Source organism: Kribbella turkmenica, from assembly GCF_004348725.1.
Taxonomy (GTDB): domain Bacteria; phylum Actinomycetota; class Actinomycetes; order Propionibacteriales; family Kribbellaceae; genus Kribbella; species Kribbella turkmenica.
The window spans coordinates 1-16047 of sequence record NZ_SMKR01000172.1; the positions used below are offsets into that span (position 1 = coordinate 1).

Here is a 16047-nt window from a genome sequence, read left to right on the forward strand (position 1 = left end):
GTACGAGGACGACCCCGACACCCTCGTCATCCCGAACGCCGGCGAGATCCTGTACCGCCTGAAGCACTAGGGCACGTTCCTGGCAGACCGAGGTAACCCGCCGGCGAGCTCGGCTGCTACGACACAGGCCGAGGTCGTCGTCGTGGGGTCCGGCTTCGCCGGGTTGTGCAGATCCTCGACTTCATCCTGGTCCACTAAGGGTTTCCCGCACTCCTGAAGTAGGAGCACGGGCATGAATCCGTACGACCTTGGGATGAAGGCAAGACCGGTCCTCGGGCCGATGTCCGGACGCCTGCGCCGAAGGATGCTTGAGGTATGGACATCCTTCAGATCGCCGGAGCAGCGGCCGTCGTGACCGGCATCGTGGTCATGGTGCTGCTCGCCATCGTGCCTTCGGTCGTAGACCGCTAAGTCCCCGCCGCGGCGGGGTCAGTCGACGGACAGGTGGACCAGCAGGTCCTGCCGGGTCAGCACGCCCACCGGCTTGCCGTCGTCCAGCACCATCAGGGCGTCCCGATCCTCGAGCAGCTCGACCGCCTTCGCCACCGGTTCGCCGGCACCCAGCGACGGCAGCGCCGGATCCATGTGCTGCTCGACCATGTCAGCCAGCCGCGCCTTGCCGGAGTACAGGGCGTCCATCAGCGTCCGCTCCGACACCGCGCCGGCCACCTCGGCCGCCATCACCGGTGGCTCCGCCCGGACCACGGGCATCTGCGAGACGCCGTACTCGCGCAGGATGCCGATCGCCTCGGCGACCGTCTCGTGCGGGTGGGTGTGCACCAGTGGCGGCATCCCGCCGTCCTTCTGGGCGAGGATGTCGCCCAGGGTGGTGCCCTGCCGGGTCTCGGCGAGGAAGCCGTACTGCGCCAGCCAGTCGTCGTTGAACACCTTCGTCAGGTAGCCGCGGCCGCCGTCCGGCAGCAGGACGACGATCACGGCGTCCGGGTCGTCGACCTCGTGCGCCAGCCGGATCGCCGCCGCGGCCGCCATCCCCGCGGAACCGCCGACGAGCATGGCCTCCTCACGGGCCAGCCGCCGGGTCAGGGCGAACGAGTCCGCGTCCGACACCTCGATGATCCGGTCACAGATGTTCCGGTCGTACGTCTCCGGCCAGAAGTCCTCGCCGACGCCCTCGACCAGGTACGGCCGGCCGGTGCCGCCGGAGTACACCGAGCCCTCCGGGTCCGCGCCGATGATCTGCACCTTCCCGCCGGAGACCTCCTTGAGGTACTTGCCGGTGCCACTGACCGTGCCGCCGGTGCCGACGCCGGCGACGAAGTGGGTGATCTTTCCCTCGGTCTGCTCCCAGATCTCCGGACCGGTGGTCTCGTAGTGCGAGCGCGGGTTGTTCTGGTTCGCGTACTGGTTCGGCTTCCAGGCGCCCTCGATCTCGCGGACCAGGCGGTCGGAGACGTTGTAGTACGAGTCCGGGTGCTCGGGTGCCACCGCCGTCGGGCAGACCACGACCTCGGCGCCGTACGCCTTGAGCACGTTGCGTTTGTCCTCGCTCACCTTGTCCGGGCAGACGAAGACGCACTTGTAGCCCTTCTGCTGGGCGACCATCGCCAGCCCGACCCCGGTGTTGCCGGACGTCGGCTCGACGATCGTCCCTCCCGGCTTGAGCTCGCCGGAGGCCTCGGCCGCCTCGATCATCCGGACCGCGATCCGGTCCTTCACCGAGCCGCCGGGGTTGAAGTACTCGACCTTGGCGAGCACCAGGGGCTTGGCGCCGTCCGTGGTCCGACCCAGCTTCACGAGCGGGGTGTTGCCGACGAGGTCCAGGAGAGAGTCTGCGTAACGCACATCTTTACTGTAGTGATGCCCGTGTCTTTCCCCTATTTTCACTTGCGCGGACGTCACAGCGTGTAATCCTTGACCCATGAGTAGAGCCAGGGCAGCGAAGAAGCTGGCCCAGGCCGCTGCTTTCGGGGGCGGGGGACTCGGACTCATCGGTGCCACGTTGTACGGCGTACTGACCGCTGAGGCCGAGTACGCGAAACGCGTGATCGGACCGATGCGCTACTACCCGACTCCGGGCAACGGTCTGTACGGCCGGTATCCAGGACATCCGATCACCTTCGCCATGCTCGGCGACTCCAGCGCCGCCGGTTACGGCACCGAGTCGCCGGACGAGACCCCCGGGGTGCTGCTCGCCTCCGGGCTCGCCGACCTGGCCCAGCGGCCGGTCCGGCTGGTCGACGTGGCGAAGACCGGAGCCAAGTCGACCGGCCTGACCGCGCAGGTCGACGCCGCCCTGCAGGCGGGACCGCACGTGGCGGTCATCCTGATCGGCGTCAACGACGTGAAGTCCAAGATGCCACCGTCGACGTCAGTCCGGCTGCTCTCGGCCGCGGTCCGCAGGTTGCGGGCCGCGAACTGTGAGGTGGTGGTGGGCACCTGCCCGGATCTGGGTGCGGTCCGGACGATCATGCCACCACTGCGGCAGGTCGCCCGCTCCTGGAGCCAGCGGCTGGCCGCCGCCCAGACCATCGCAGTGGTCGAGGCAGGCGGCCGAACTGTGTCCCTCGGCTCGCTGCTCGGCGAGGTCTTCCGGACCGACCCGACGATGTGGGGCCGGGACAACTTCCACCCGTCGGCCATCGGGTACGCCGCCGCGTCTGCCGCGCTGCTCCCGTCGGTCGCGGCCGCGATGGGCGTCGGACCGGAGTCGTTCGTCCACCCGGAGTCCTTCCGCGGCGAGGCGATCCTGCCGATCGCGGAAGCCGCCGTACAGGCTGCCCGGACGGCCGGGACCGAGGTCGCGGCCACCGAGGTCGCCGGCCGCGAACGCGGTCCGCGCGGACGGTGGGCCTCCCTGCGGCACCGGCGCCGGCACCCGAAGGCCGACGTCGAGCGGATCGACGAGGTCTCCACGGACTCCTCGGACGCCGTTCCGGTCGGACGGTAGGTTCCGTCGGCTCGTGCGTCCGCTGAGCGACCTCCCTCGATGCGGTGCGGTCTCTCTCTGATGAAGTGGCTCTTGCCTAGTGGTGGCCGCGTGGTGCACAGTCGATAACTACGCGGTACCCCGATGACGGGAGGCGACGATGGGCTTGAACCACTCCGAGGAGACGCACCAGCGTCTGGTGGAGAAGGTGCCCAGGTGCACCGGACGCGAGATGACCGAGTGGTTCCAGCTGATGAACGACGGACCGTCGTTCCTGCGCTTCGACGACAGAGTGAGATGGCTTTCCAGCGAGTACGCCCTCGCGCACGGGCACGCGACCGCCATCGTCCACGAGTACGACCTGGTCAGAGCGCACCGGCGAATGGGCTGACGAGCCGAACAGGAGACCACGACCCGCAGAAGACCTGCCCCCACAGGTGGAGGGGCAGGTCTTCCTTGTTCTCGGCCCTGGAACCCCTCGACGGCACCGTCGCGGTGCCGTCGGCTGCCTCGAAGATCGTCACCAGGTCGTTGCCGACGTTCCCCTGCGGGTCCCCGGCGATCAGCTAGACCGGCTCGTCCCGAGTCTCACGTCCGCGCAGGAACCTGGAGAGGCCGAAGGGCCGGTCCTGGTGGACCGGCCCTTCGGAGTGGAGCGTTGGGCTGTCAGTCCCCGCCGCGCAGGATGGCGAGGATGCGGAGCAGGTTCCAGTACAGCCAGACCAGGGTGACGGTCAGGCCGAACGCGGCCCGCCAGGCCTCGCTCTGCGGGGCGCCGTGCTTGACGCCCTGCTCGATCATGTCGAAGTCGAGGATCAGGTTGAACACCGCCAGGCCGGCGCCGATCGCGGCGAACAGCAGCCCCATCGGGCCGAAGCCGCCGATCCCGGAGTTGAAGCCGAACAGGCTGGCGACGAAGTTGATCAGGATCACGCCGGCGAAGCCCATGGTGGCGATGATGACCATCTTGGTGAACCGCGGCGTCACCTTGATCGCGAAGTACTTGTACGTCGCGAGCGTCAGACCGGCCGTCACCATCGTGGCGAGCACGGCCTGGACGATGATGCCGGAGTCGCCGACCCAGTTCGCGATGAACTTGCTGCCGATCCCGAGGAACACGCCCTCGGCCGCGGCGAAGACCATCACCAGCGCCGGGTTGATGCGGCGCGAGAAGGACAGGACCATGGCGAGCACGAACGCCAGCAGCGCACCACCGAGGAACGCGGGGGTGACCAGGCTGACCGGGATCATGTTCCAGGCGATCGCGGCGACCACCGCGACGACGCCCAGGGTGGCGGCGGTGCGGACGATGACGTCGTCCATCGTCATGGGGCGGCTTCCGGCCGGCGCGCCCTGGTACTGCTGGGGCGGCATACCGGGACCGCCGTACTGGCCGGGCTGTTGCCCGTAGGGACCCGGCTGACCGTACGGAGCGGCCCCCGGATAGGCCTGGCCTTGGCCAGGCGCGAATGCACTCGACCGGTTCAGGACCGGGTTACTGCTCTGCATGTCACTCCTCCTGATGACCCACATCCGGGGCCGTACACAGATACTACGGTTCCACCCTTAACAACGTCTGAGAATCAACCCCCTGTTCCCCAACCGCAACCCCATCCGGGCAAACGGTTGCACAACCCAATCACCATCGAATACATCATCTCCACCGGCACCGCGTACGCCGGGCCCGCGGGGTTGGTGCCGGGACCGGGCGGGAGGCGGGGAGGTCTCCGGGGGTGCCGTTTGCCGTCAGCAACGAATGGCCGAGCGGTAAATTCCGTGGTGCGGCGGGCGGTGGGTGCGTAGGTTGGCCGGCTATGGGTGAGTCGTATCGGATCCGGCCGGCGCGCAGGGACGACGTGGGCTTCCTGGCGGATGTCTCGCGCGCGGTGAGCCGGGACCGGGCGACCGGGTTCGACGAGGACGAGTGGCGGACCGGATTCGCCGAGTGGACGGTCGAGACGCTCGCGGACACGTCGGTCGTCGAGTTGGCCGGTGAGCGGGTCGGGCGACTGCGGATTCGGCGTACCGCGGAGGTCGTCGAGCTGTGCGGGATCCAACTGGACCCCGGTGCGCAGAACCGCGGGATCGGTACGGCGATCATCCGGGAACTGCAGGCCGAGGTGGCGGCCGACGGCGTTCCGCTCGAACTGGGAGTCGAGAAGGACAACGCGGATGCGCGTCGGCTCTACGAGCGGCTGGGATTCGCGAAGGTGGGCGAGTCGGAGACCGAGTACAAGCTCCGCTGGGCCGAGGAAGGGTGACGGTTGTGGGACACGAGATGTGGGGCGCGGAGACGGCACGGCGGTACGACACCCCCGGGGTCGGCATGTTCGCGCCGGAGGTGCTGGAGCCGACGGTCGAGCGGCTGGCCGCGTTGGCGGGTGACGGGCGGGCGGTCGAGTTCGCGATCGGCACCGGGCGGGTCGCCGTACCGCTGTCCGAGCGCGTGCCGGTGAGCGGCATCGAGTTGTCCACCGCGATGATCGAACAGTTGCGGACGAAGGTCGGGGAGGACACCATCCCGGTCGTCGTCGGCGACATGGCGACCACGCGGGTTCCGGGCGAGTTCAGCCTCGTCTATCTGGTCTTCAACACGATTTCGAACCTGCTCACCCAGGCGGAGCAGGTCGAGTGCTTCCGCAACGCCGCCCGCCACCTCTCCCCGGGCGGCCACTTCGTCATCGAGCTCTGGGTCCCCGAGCTCCGCCGCCTGCCCCCGGGCCTGCCGGCCACCGTCGGCGTCGCCGATCCCGGCTACATCCTGCTCGACACGTACGACGTACTGAACCAGCACGTCGTCTCCCACCACTTCCACTTCTCCGAGGGCACCCAGGCCGAGCTCTTCCGCACCCCCCACCGCTACATCTGGCCCGCCGAACTCGACCTGATGGCCCAACTGGCCGGCTTCACCCTCGAATCCCGCCACGCCGACTGGCGATCCACCCCCTTCACCGCCGACTCCCCGTCCCACGTGTCGACGTACCGCCTGACTCAGACGAGCTGACGGAAGACGGCGGAGTCCAGGTTGCCCCAGCACGCGGCGATCTTGTTGTCGGTCAGGTGGTAGACGGCGAATTCCTGGGCGGTGATGCTGCGGCCGGTGGCGGGAACGTCGAGGAAGGTGCCGGCGTGGGTACCGGTGTCGATGAGGTGGGCGGAGTGCCAGTCTCCGTCGGCCAGGAGGTGTCGCAGGTCCCAGTGGTAGTCGGGGAACGCCTCGACGACCGACTGCAGGCCGGCGATGTACTGGTCGAGGCCGACGGGGATCCCGTTGATCTGCACCGCGGGGTCGACGAAGTCGGCGAGGTCTGCGAAGCGGTGCTGGTTGCAGCGGTCGAGGTAGCGCCGGTAGAAGTCCTTCATCGCCCCATCGTGGCAGCCGGGGCACTTGCGGTTGCGTCTCAGCCCTCGGCGGATCGGCCGCACGGGCGCACCATGGGTACATGACGAATCCCTCCGGAGAGGGACTGTTTCGGTGGGTGAGATCACTCCTCGGAGGGTTTGTGAAAGTTTTCACGAGTGCAGTAACCTGAAGTAGACATGAAGTCGGAGATCCACTCAGGGAGAGTGAACCGCATGACAGCCCAGGTGCCGCACATCCTCGTCGTCGGAGGCGGTTACGTCGGGATGTACACCGCGTACGGCCTGCGCAAGGCCGCTCGCAGAGGCAAGGTCCGGGTCACCGTGGTGGACCCGCGATCGGTGATGACGTACCAGCCGTTCCTGCCCGAGGCGGCGGCCGGCTCGGTGGAGCCGCGGCACGTGGTCGTGCCGCTGCGCAAGACGCTCAAGGGCTGCCGGGTGGTCACCGGCCGGGTGACCGGCATCGACCACGAGAACAAGGTCGCCAAGGTGATGCCCGAGGAGGGCCCGGAGTACGAGCTGGCCTACGACCAGGTCGTGGTCGCGCTCGGCTCGATCGCCCGCACGCTGCCGATCCCCGGCCTGGCCGAGGAGGCGACCGGGTTCAAGAACGTCGAGGAAGCGATCGCGCTGCGCAACAAGGTGCTGGACCGGCTGGACGTGGCGTCGTCGCAGCCCGACCCCGCACTGCGCAAGTCCGCGTTGACCTTCGTCTTCGTCGGTGGCGGGTACGCCGGTGTCGAGGCGTTCGCGGAGCTCGAGGACATGGCCCGCTACGCCACCCGGTACTACGACAACATCGACCCGGACGACATGCGCTGGGTGCTGGTGGAGGCGACCGGCCGAATTCTGCCGGAGGTCAGCGAGGAGCTCGGCAGGTACACCGTCGACCAGCTCCGCAAGCGGAACATGGACGTCAAGCTGGAGACCCGGCTGGAGTCCTGCGAGAAGGGTCACGTGATCCTCAGCGACGGCGAGGAGTTCGACGCCGACACGATCGTCTGGACCGCCGGCGTGAAGGCGAACCCGGCGCTCGCGGCGACCGACTTCCCGCTCGACGAGCGCGGCCGGGTCAAGTGCCTGGCCAACCTGCGGATCGAGGGCGTGAACGACGCCTGGTCGGCCGGTGACAACGCGGCCGTGCCCGACCTGACCTCGGACACCGGCGCGTACTGCGCCCCGAACGCACAGCACGCGGTCCGGCAGGCCCGCCGGCTGGCCGAGAACATCCTGCTCGTGGTCGACGGCAAGAAGCCGGTGGACTACAGGCACAAGTACGTCGGCTCGGTCGCGAGCCTCGGCCTGCACAAGGGCGTCGCCCAGCTGTACGGCGTGAAGGTCAAGGGCTGGCCGGCCTGGTTCCTGCACCGGACCTACCACGTGTCTCGCGTCCCCACCTTCAACCGGAAGGCCCGCGTCATCCTCGACTGGACGCTGGCACTGTTCTTCCGCCGGGAGGTCACCAGCCTCGGCAGTCTGCAGATGCCGCGCGAGGAGTTCCGCCGGGCCACCCGGTCCTAGGTGTACTGCCCGGAAGCAACCGGCCGGATCACCGGCCGGTCGGTTCACGTCAGCGACTTGAACATGTGGACGTCCTCGTTCCCGCCCGGTATACCGCGGGTCCGGCCGGTCTCGACGTACCCGTGCCGCTGATAGAAACCGGGCGCCTGGAAGGTGAACGACGAGACCGCGATCCGGTCGCAGCCGCGCCGCCGGGCCTCTTCCTCGGCGGCGAGCAGGATCTTGCTGCCCCAGCCGTCGTTCCGGCTGTCCTCACGGATCCACACCATGTCGATCCCGCACAGGCCGCCCCACGTCCACGCGGCCAGTCCGCCGACCAGTCCGCCCGCGTCGTCGGTGACCTTGACCGAGAACGCCCCACGGTCGTCGGCACCGGTGGCGGCAGTGTTGAACGTGTCCAGTTCGTCGCTCAGCCGCTGCTCGAGCTCCGGGTCCTGGTCACCGACGATCAGGTTGTTGGCACTGCTCACGCCGCCGAGTATGCCAACTCAGGGACAACTGAGGGACGGGACCCGATGTGAGGCAGGGAGCTGTCTTGCGCGGCCGAAGAGTTCGGGCTTCAGTGGAACCGGTGACGTCGGCGACCTCTGGCTGCGGTTGCCCCCCCGGGTCAGTCGTGCAGCAGGCCCGCGTCGTGCACGATCAGGGCGATCTGGACCCGGTTGTTCAGGTCCAGCTTGGTCAGGATGCGCGACACGTGCGTCTTCACCGTCGGGACGCTCAGGTACAGGCTCGTGCTGATCTCCGCGTTCGACTTGCCCTCGCCGACCGCCACGGCGATCTCACGCTCACGGTCGTTCAGCTCGGCCAGCCGGTCGAGTGCCTTGGTTTTCCGCTGGTCCCGGCCGGACGCCGCGACCCGGGTCATCAACCGCTTGGTCACGGCCGGCGACAACACCGGCTGGCCGGCGGCGACCCGCCGTACCGACTCGACGATCTCGGCCGGCGGGGTGTCCTTGAGGACGAATCCGGCCGCACCGGCACGGAGTGCGCGCAGTACGTGCTCGTCGGCGTCGAACGTGGTCAGGATGACGATCTCGGGTGGGTTCGGGCGACGGCGTACCGACTCCGTCGCGGTCAGGCCGTCGGTGCCAGGCATCCGGATGTCCATCAGGACGACGTCCGGCGCGAGCCGGTCGATCAGCTGCTGGACGCCGCTGCCGTCGCCCGCCTCGCCGACCACCCGGATGTCCGGGTCGCCGCCGAGCATCATCTTCAGCCCCGCACGCAGCAGCGGGTCGTCGTCGACGATCAGTACTCGGACACTCATCCACGTCCTCGCTTCGCTCCAGGCGCGGATGAGGCACCAGACGCGCAGTGGTGGATGACGACCTCGCTCCGCTCGCTCATGCCGGCCACGGTAGCCAAGCGAACAGCCGGAACTCACCCTCGGGCGTCCGGCCGTGTTCCAGCCGGCCGTCGACCAGCGCGGCGCGTTCGGACAGCCCCAGCAGGCCCTTACCGTCGCCCCGGCGGCGGTTCGGTGCAGGGTTGCGCATCTCGACGAACAATCCGTTGCTGGGGGCACCCGTCACGCTGATCTTCACCGGCTCGCCGGGTGCGTGCTTGAGCGCGTTCGTCAGCCCCTCCTGGACGATCCGGTACGCCGTCCGCCCAACGTGCTCCGGCAGGGAGCCCGGCGCGTCCATGACCAAATCGACCGGCAGACCGGCCTCCCGCGAGCCTTCGACGAGCACCGGCAGGTCGGCGAACGTCGGCTGCGGGAGCTCTCCGACGGGCGCCCGCAGTACGCCGATGACCTCGCGCAGGTCCTGCAAGGCCTGATGGGCGCTGGCCCGGATCACCTCGGCCGCCCCGGCGATCTCCTCGGTGGACGCGTCCGGCCGGTAGGCGAGCGCGCCGGCGTGCACGCTGAGCAGTGACAGGCGGTGACCCAGGACGTCGTGCATCTCGCGAGCGATCTCCTCGCGGGCCCGGAGCTGGGCCTGCTCCGCCTGGAGCTTGGCGACGACCTCGGCCCGGTCGGCCCGGTCGCGGAGCGTCTGCAGGAGCTGACGGCGCGAGCGGATGTACAGGCCCCACGCCATCAGGGCGATGTAGATCGCGGCGGCGGCCACGACGAAGGCCTCGATCTCCGGCTCGTGCCGCACCTGCATGTAGACGGCCGCGCTCACCGCGTTCACCACGAAGATGAGCAAGGTCGTCCGCAGCCGGCAGTGGATGGCCACGGTCACGATGAGGATCATCCCGGCCCCGCCGGCCATGTCCGAGAACGTGCCGATCACGCCGGACAGCAACGCCAACTGGACCGGCCAGCGGCGCCGGAACCACAGCGCCAGGCACAGCAGGCTCCCGAAGACCAGGTCGACCGCGAGCAGCCCCTCGCCGACCGGGTCCTTGCTGCCGTCCTCGAACAGGAGGATCCCGACGAACACCGCGATCACGAACACGAGCGAGTCCACGACCCAGTCGCGCACACTCCGGCGCGGACGACGGCGTACGGACTCGGTCATGGCACGAATGTAGCCGCGGGCCGGCGCTGTCCGGGGGCTTCCCTGATGTCCGGATACCGAAGTCGGATTCATCGGCTACTTAGGTCGACGGTAGGTTTCCGGGCATGAGTCAGCTCGCAGTCACCGTCATCGGCCCCGACCGCCCGGGCATCATCGCGGACGTCACCGAGGCGCTGGCCGGGACCGGGGTCAACCTCGAGGACTCCACGATGACGCTGCTGCGCGGCCACTTCGCGATGATGATCGTCTGCTCCGGGCCGTTCGAGGAGGTCAAGGAGGCCGTCGAGCCGCTCCGCGGCGAACTGGTGATCACGGTTCGTAAGGTCGGCCCCGAACACGAGCACGCACCGATCGGGCCGTCGTACATCCTCAGCGTGCACGGCGCCGACCGGCCCGGGATCGTGGCCGCGGTGACCCGGATGATCGCCACCGCCGGCGGGACCATCACCGACCTGACCACCCGGCTGAGCGGGGAGCTGTACGTGCTGACCGCGGAGGTCGAGCTGCCGCTCACCGCGGAACTGGAGATGCTGACCAGGGCGCTGGAGATCACCGCCGAGGAACTCGGCGTCGGCGTCACCCTGCGCCCGGCGGAGAGCGACGAGCTGTGACCGTGATCACCGGCTGGTCCCCCGCTGATCTCGGCGACGGCGCCGTACTGGAGGTACTGCAGGCGCCGCACCCGGTCCTGGCCACCGAAGGCGCGACCGTGGACCCGCTCGACCCGGCGACGATCCAGCTGGCCGCCGATCTCGTCGCCACCATGCGGGTGTCGCCCGGATGCGTCGGGCTCGCCGCACCGCAGGTCGGGGTCGCGGCGCAGATGTTCTCGCTCGACGTCACCGGCCACCCGAAGACGCGGACCTGTCACGGGCTCTTCGTCCTCTGCAACGCCGTCGTCGTCGAGGCCTCCCGGCAGGAGAAGGGCCGTGAAGGCTGCATGTCCGTCCCGGACTTCACCGGCGACGTCAAACGCGCGACCCGGTTGACCGTCACCGGCGTCCTCCCCGGTACGACGGACGAGGTCACCATCACCACCGACGCCTTCGAAGCCCGTGCCCTCCAGCACGAGATCGACCACTGCAACGGCAAACTCTTCCTCGACCGGGTGGCGGGCGCGCACGCGGTCTACCCGCGCAAGGTCTACAAGTAGTCGCCCTCGCCTGCTGCGCCCGCTCCCCCACCACGTGCTACGCCGGCAACCCCACCCACTGCCTCGCGTAACCCCCACCGGACGCGCTCAGCTTGTAAGGTCAGTGCTTGCCGACCGGCCCGGGTGGCGGAACGGCAGACGCAGCGAGCTTAAACCTCGCGGCCGAAAGGCATACGGGTTCGAATCCCGTCCCGGGCACGTGAGGCTTTGACCTGCAGATGTCACGAAACGTGACCTGAGCCGCGACCTGCCCATCGCGGCGACAGCTTCATAGTTAGTTGCATCCGCCATCGCAGGTCGGAAGTCATGTGTCGGAGCACGCACGGAGCTGCCGAGGACCGTGCGCGCCTGCGGAGGTTCAGCGCATCTCCTGGCTGGGGTTGTCGGATCCGGAACGTAGTGTGCGTAGGACAGGTGAAAGGCGGCCACTCGAGGGCGCCACAGGGCGAGACAAGGAGTCAGGGGATGACGTGTCCGCGGTGCCTGCGTCGCACGAGTCCGTCGCACTCGACTCGGGAGGCGCTGTGAAGTTCCTTCTCACGTCCGGAGGCGTGACGAACGAGAGCATCCGCGATGCGCTGGTCGATCTGCTGGGCAAGCCGATCTCCGAGTCCCATGCGCTCTACATCCCCACAGCGCAATGGGGTCACCCGATGCTCGGGCCGACCACGGTGCGAAGCTCCGTCGCCGGCGAGCGTCCGTTCCACATGATGACCAGCCTGGGCTGGGCGTCCCTGGGCGTCCTTGAGCTCACAGCGCTGCCTAGCATCGGCGAGGAGCGGTGGGTGCCGTGGGTCCGAGAGGCCGACGTGCTGCTGGTGGACGGCGGCGAGACGACGTACCTGTGCCACTGGATGCGGGAGTCAGGGCTGGCGCGGGTCATGCTGTCGCTGCCCGAGACGGTCTGGGTGGGGATGAGTGCCGGCACCATGGTGATGACACCGCGGATCGGTGATGACTTCGTCTCGTGGCCGTCTGCCCTCGACGACCGCACGCTCGGGGTGGTCGACTTCTCGATCTATCCGCACCTGGACCACGAGCAGATGCCGAACAACACCCTGGCTGATGCGGAGAGATGGGCCGCCGACATCGCGGGTCCGGCGTACGCGATCGACGACCAGACCGCCATCAAGGTGACCGACGGCACCGTCGAGGTCATCTCCGAAGGGCACTGGAAGGCCTTCCCCGCGTAGCCGCCGACTGCGATCGGAGTGTCCAGCGCCCTCCTGTGCGTCGTGCCGGCTCACGCCGCCGACCGACGGAGCCTGGCCGAGTGCGCGCCGCCACCGGAGGGCAGGCCGCCTGCCCTCCGCTCCTAGCGCGACCCTTGGCTTGGAGCGCACGTGCCAGCAGGGTGCCGGGTCGAGGACCGTCCCGGGCACGTCAGGCTCTGCGTTGCGAAGATGTCGGGGCAGGGAGGTAGGCCAGGGATCGCTCAGTGGGCCGGAATCGGGTCGGGCGAGGGCTGCCAGTCTCGTCTGATCAGGCCGTAGACCCAGGAGTCGGAGACCTCGCCGTTCACGATGCAGTCTTCCCGCAACGTCCCTTCACGGACGAATCCGAGTTTCTCCAGCACGCGGGCAGATGCCACGTTGCGCGTATCGGTCTCGGCCTGGACGCGATTCAGGTTCAGCGTGTCGAACGCCCACCGCAGCAACGCGCCCGCGGCCTCCGTCGCGTAGCCGTGGCCCCACGCGGCATCGCCGTAGCAGTAACCCAGCGACGCGCTGCGGTAGTCCGGATTCCACGAGTTCAGGCTGCACCAGCCGATGAACGCACCGTCAGAGACACGATCCACGGCCAACCGCGCCCCGGTGCCCCGCTCAGCCATCTCTCGGCAAGCCGTGATGAAACGCTCGGCTCGCACGCGTTCACTCCACGGCGGCGCGTCCCAGTAGCGCAGCACGTGCGCGCTGCTGTGCAGCGCGAACAGGTCGTCCGCGTCCGCGTCGTCGAAGGGACGCAGCCGAAGGCGAGCGGTGTGCAGCGTCGGGGTGGTCAGCGACATGGGCGTCAGGTTCCCTTCCGTGATGGCGGCCGCTCCATCAGACATTCGGTGCGGGCCCACTGGCAACGGGTTTCCCGGCGAGCGGCCCGAACGACACGCCCACTCATCGGCAGGATCGGCGCGTCAGAAGTGTCGGGGCTGCAGGGGGCGTTCCTCGGCTCAGCGCGCTGCCGAGAGGGCGCCAAAGCCGCAGAACTGCATTGACGTCCGAAGCCACGCCCTGTCGGATCCGGTAGGGGGTCTTCGTTGTAGGGGTGGAGGCAGCCGGGGTGGTTGCCGGGATGGAGATTGGGATGTCGAAGTATCTGATCTCGTTCGAGAAGGGGTCCATGGACCACTTCACCGAGGCGGACTGGCCTGAGGTGGGGGAGGCTGCGCATGCGGTGGTGCGGGAGGCGAAGGACGCCGGAGTGTTCGTGTTCGGGGGCGGGTTCGACTACGTGAACGACGATGTCGAGCACGCCGTGGTCGCCGCCGACGGGATGGTTGTCGACGGGCCTTATCCGGAGAGCAAGGAGCTCATCGGAGGATTCATGGTCGTCGACGTGACCACCCGGGAGGAGGCCCTGGTATGGGCCGCCAAGAACGCGGTCGCGTGCCGCTGCGCCCAGGATGTCCGCAAGTTCATGGACGACCCGGAGCTGGACTGAATCGACTAGGTCGGTGCGTGCTCCTGTCGGTTGGCGGCTTCCTTCGCAGACGTGGTGTCTGCCGTCACCGCGTGGTTGTCAGTGGACGAACCCACGAGTCGCCAGCGCCGATAGACGTCGACCGGGCGGTGCTTCTCGATGTAGCCGCCGTCCGGGAGGCGGACGACCTCGCCGGTTTCGATGCCGTGTACGGCGATGTCCGTGTCCTGCTGCTGCAGGCCGAGGCAGATGCGGCGGGTGATCAGGAACGCGGCGGGCGGGCCCACGATCAGCAGGACCTGGAAGATGTGCAGGAGCGTATTGACCGAGAGATGGAACAGCACAGCCATGGTGTCGGCGCCGGCTGCGGCCCAGAGGACGCCGTAGAACGTGATGCCGCCGACGCCGATGCCGGTCCGGGTCGGGTTGTGGCGCGGCCGCTCGAGGAGATGGTGGGTCCCGCGGTCGCCGGTCAGCCGTTCCTCGATGAACGGGTAGACGGCAACGATCGCCAGGAACAGCGTGCAGATGGTCACCGGCAACAGGATGGCCAGGCTGACAGTCCTGCCCCACACGACGAATTCCCAGCCTGGCGCCAGCCGCAGCGAGCCGTCGAGGAAGGCGAGGTACCACGCCGGGCCGACGCCGGCCGAGGCGTTCGCCGGATCCGCCGGACCGTACAGCCACACCGGGTTGATGGTCGCCGTCGCGCCCATCACGGTCACCACCCCGGCCACGAAGCAGAACAAGCCCAGGCTCTTGACCGCGACCACGGCCGCCGGCCGGCCCACGACGTTGTCCTCCCGCCGCCCGGGTCCGGCGAACTGCGCCGGCTTGCGCCGGAGCGCGAGGACAGCACCGGCGAGGAAGAGAACGAGAAGCAGGGCGGGCAGCACGATGACGTGCAGCGGGTAGAACCACGCGAGTACGTCGCCCGGGAAGTCTCCGCCGAAGAGCAAGGCCGAGAGGTCGGTTCCGATCAGCGGAGTCGCCAGCAGGACACCGTCGAGCACGGCGAGGCTCATCCCGGACGCCATGTCGTCCGGGAGTGACGTGCCGGTAAGGCTCGCGGCCAGCGCGACGACGAGCAGCCCGGACACGACGAGCCAGTTCAGCCGCCGTGGCCGGCGGAACCCGGCGGTGAAGAACAGCCGCAACAGGTGCAGCGTGATCGCGCCCACCATGATCAGCGTTGACCAGTGATGGATCTGGCGGATCAGCAGTCCCCCACGGACCTCGAACGTGATCGCCAGGGTCGACTCCAGCGCCCGGGACATTCCGACGCCCTGCAGCGGTACGTACGGCCCGTCGTACACGACGTGGTCGACCGACGGCTCGTAGTACGCCGTCAGGACCACGCCGCTGAGCACGATCATGACGAAGCTGTAGAAGGCGATCTGGCCGAACATCAGCGACCAGTGGTCGGGGAACACCCGCGCTCGCAGGTTCCTCCAGGGACCGTGCATGGCTCGACCTCCTTGGTCTTCCTCCACACCGGCCGCCGAAAACAGCGGTCACCTATACGACCCCGCTGCCGCGCCAACTGTGACGCGCCGTGTCGCACCTCACGTTCACCGGCTGGTGCAGCAACCGGGGAGGTTCAGCCGACACCGCCGGCGGCCACGGCCGGTTTGGTCGCCTTCACCACGTAATGGGCGGGCAGCCGCACCGAAGTCCGGCGTTCCGGCCGCGAGCGCGTCGTGTAAGACCGGCGACACCAGGGACTACGCCTTCGTCCTGCGCATTCGCTGTCTCGGTGCAGCGACGGTCGGTACGGCTCCCGGCCGCACTAGTGCCTCGCCCGGAAACGTTGGGCTCGTAACTGTTGACGAGCGTGGTCGCGAGGTGGGTGCCTGCGCTGATCCTCCGACACCTGATGGGGACCGGGGCATCTGGTCAGCTGTCCCCAGTCCCGATGTGCTGTCCGCGGTTGGGGGATCCGGGCTGATGTGTGCAGCTCGACAGGAGGTGTCCGGCGATCGAGCCGGATTGCCGGTCTGCTCAGGCGTGCG

17 protein-coding genes and 1 tRNA gene are annotated in these 16047 nt (G+C 68.6%); 10 read left to right on the top strand and 8 right to left on the bottom strand.

Annotated features, from left to right (window positions below):
- Nucleotides 1-429: 429 nt before the first annotated feature.
- A complete protein-coding gene (locus E1218_RS29445; RefSeq protein ID WP_132326112.1) occupies nucleotides 430-1803 on the bottom strand; it encodes a cystathionine beta-synthase in 1374 nt (457 codons plus the stop codon).
- A 76-nt stretch (nucleotides 1804-1879) separates the two neighbouring features.
- Here E1218_RS29445 and E1218_RS29450 point away from each other — a divergent pair, with 76 nt between their 5' ends.
- Together E1218_RS29450 and E1218_RS29455 are read left to right on the top strand one after the other, a co-directional pair.
- Entirely contained in the window at nucleotides 1880-2908 is a 1029-nt protein-coding gene (locus E1218_RS29450) for an SGNH/GDSL hydrolase family protein (RefSeq protein WP_132326114.1), read from the top strand.
- 139 nt (nucleotides 2909-3047) lie between these two features.
- Nucleotides 3048-3278, top strand: coding sequence for a DUF4287 domain-containing protein (locus E1218_RS29455; RefSeq protein WP_132148165.1), 231 nt, complete (start codon nucleotides 3048-3050; stop codon nucleotides 3276-3278).
- A 275-nt stretch (nucleotides 3279-3553) separates the two neighbouring features.
- Here the strand turns inward: E1218_RS29455 and E1218_RS29460 are convergent, their stop codons facing one another.
- A complete protein-coding gene (locus E1218_RS29460) occupies nucleotides 3554-4396 on the bottom strand; it encodes a Bax inhibitor-1/YccA family protein (protein WP_132326116.1) in 843 nt (280 codons plus the stop codon).
- A gap of 305 nt (nucleotides 4397-4701) precedes the next feature.
- On the opposite strand from E1218_RS29460, the gene E1218_RS29465 reads away from it, so the two are divergent.
- Entirely contained in the window at nucleotides 4702-5148 is a 447-nt protein-coding gene (locus E1218_RS29465) for a GNAT family N-acetyltransferase (RefSeq protein ID WP_132326118.1), read from the top strand.
- 5 nt (nucleotides 5149-5153) lie between these two features.
- Nucleotides 5154-5891 (top strand): class I SAM-dependent DNA methyltransferase, encoded by a 738-nt coding sequence (locus E1218_RS29470; protein ID WP_233712559.1) that lies wholly within the window; start codon nucleotides 5154-5156, stop codon nucleotides 5889-5891.
- Here E1218_RS29470 and E1218_RS29475 read toward each other — a convergent pair.
- Nucleotides 5879-6250 (bottom strand): ester cyclase, encoded by a 372-nt coding sequence (locus tag E1218_RS29475; RefSeq protein ID WP_132326120.1) that lies wholly within the window; start codon nucleotides 6248-6250, stop codon nucleotides 5879-5881. The two genes, E1218_RS29470 and E1218_RS29475, sit on opposite strands and share 13 nt — an antisense overlap.
- Nucleotides 6251-6463: 213 nt before the next feature.
- On the opposite strand from E1218_RS29475, the gene E1218_RS29480 reads away from it, so the two are divergent.
- The gene (locus tag E1218_RS29480) at nucleotides 6464-7771 is read left to right on the top strand and encodes an NAD(P)/FAD-dependent oxidoreductase (RefSeq protein ID WP_132326122.1); all 1308 of its coding nucleotides are present in this window, start codon (nucleotides 6464-6466) and stop codon (nucleotides 7769-7771) included.
- A 44-nt stretch (nucleotides 7772-7815) separates the two neighbouring features.
- Here the strand turns inward: E1218_RS29480 and E1218_RS29485 are convergent, their stop codons facing one another.
- The 3 genes from E1218_RS29485 to E1218_RS29495 form a co-directional block, all read right to left on the bottom strand.
- A complete protein-coding gene (locus E1218_RS29485) occupies nucleotides 7816-8241 on the bottom strand; it encodes a GNAT family N-acetyltransferase (protein WP_202866257.1) in 426 nt (141 codons plus the stop codon).
- 140 nt (nucleotides 8242-8381) lie between these two features.
- Entirely contained in the window at nucleotides 8382-9041 is a 660-nt protein-coding gene (locus tag E1218_RS29490; protein WP_132326126.1) for a response regulator, read from the bottom strand.
- A gap of 76 nt (nucleotides 9042-9117) precedes the next feature.
- On the bottom strand, nucleotides 9118-10245 hold the full coding sequence (locus E1218_RS29495; protein WP_132326128.1) for a sensor histidine kinase: 1128 nt from the start codon (nucleotides 10243-10245) through the stop codon (nucleotides 9118-9120).
- Nucleotides 10246-10349: 104 nt separating this feature from the next.
- Here E1218_RS29495 and E1218_RS29500 point away from each other — a divergent pair, with 104 nt between their 5' ends.
- The 4 genes from E1218_RS29500 (at nucleotide 10350) to E1218_RS29515 (ending at nucleotide 12591) form a co-directional block, all read left to right on the top strand.
- Nucleotides 10350-10856 (top strand): glycine cleavage system protein R, encoded by a 507-nt coding sequence (locus E1218_RS29500; RefSeq protein ID WP_132326130.1) that lies wholly within the window; start codon nucleotides 10350-10352, stop codon nucleotides 10854-10856.
- A complete protein-coding gene (locus E1218_RS29505) occupies nucleotides 10853-11398 on the top strand; it encodes a peptide deformylase (protein WP_132326132.1) in 546 nt (181 codons plus the stop codon). Before E1218_RS29500 ends, E1218_RS29505 begins: the two co-directional genes overlap by 4 nt.
- 117 nt (nucleotides 11399-11515) lie before the next feature.
- Nucleotides 11516-11596: transfer RNA gene (locus E1218_RS29510), tRNA-Leu, on the top strand.
- A 326-nt stretch (nucleotides 11597-11922) separates the two neighbouring features.
- Complete coding sequence (locus tag E1218_RS29515) at nucleotides 11923-12591, top strand: Type 1 glutamine amidotransferase-like domain-containing protein (protein ID WP_132326134.1); 669 nt, start codon at nucleotides 11923-11925, stop codon at nucleotides 12589-12591.
- Nucleotides 12592-12833: 242 nt separating this feature from the next.
- Here E1218_RS29515 and E1218_RS29520 read toward each other — a convergent pair whose 3' ends face one another.
- Nucleotides 12834-13406 (bottom strand): GNAT family N-acetyltransferase, encoded by a 573-nt coding sequence (locus tag E1218_RS29520; protein ID WP_132326136.1) that lies wholly within the window; start codon nucleotides 13404-13406, stop codon nucleotides 12834-12836.
- 293 nt (nucleotides 13407-13699) lie between these two features.
- Here E1218_RS29520 and E1218_RS29525 point away from each other — a divergent pair, with 293 nt between their 5' ends.
- Nucleotides 13700-14056 carry a YciI family protein gene (locus E1218_RS29525; protein ID WP_132326138.1) on the top strand — a complete coding sequence of 119 codons (357 nt, stop codon included), beginning with the start codon at nucleotides 13700-13702 and terminating at the stop codon, nucleotides 14054-14056.
- Between the two features lie 5 nt (nucleotides 14057-14061).
- Here the strand turns inward: E1218_RS29525 and qcrB are convergent, their stop codons facing one another.
- Nucleotides 14062-15501 (bottom strand): cytochrome bc1 complex cytochrome b subunit, encoded by a 1440-nt coding sequence (qcrB, locus tag E1218_RS29530; RefSeq protein WP_132326140.1) that lies wholly within the window; start codon nucleotides 15499-15501, stop codon nucleotides 14062-14064.
- Nucleotides 15502-16047 lie beyond the last annotated feature (546 nt).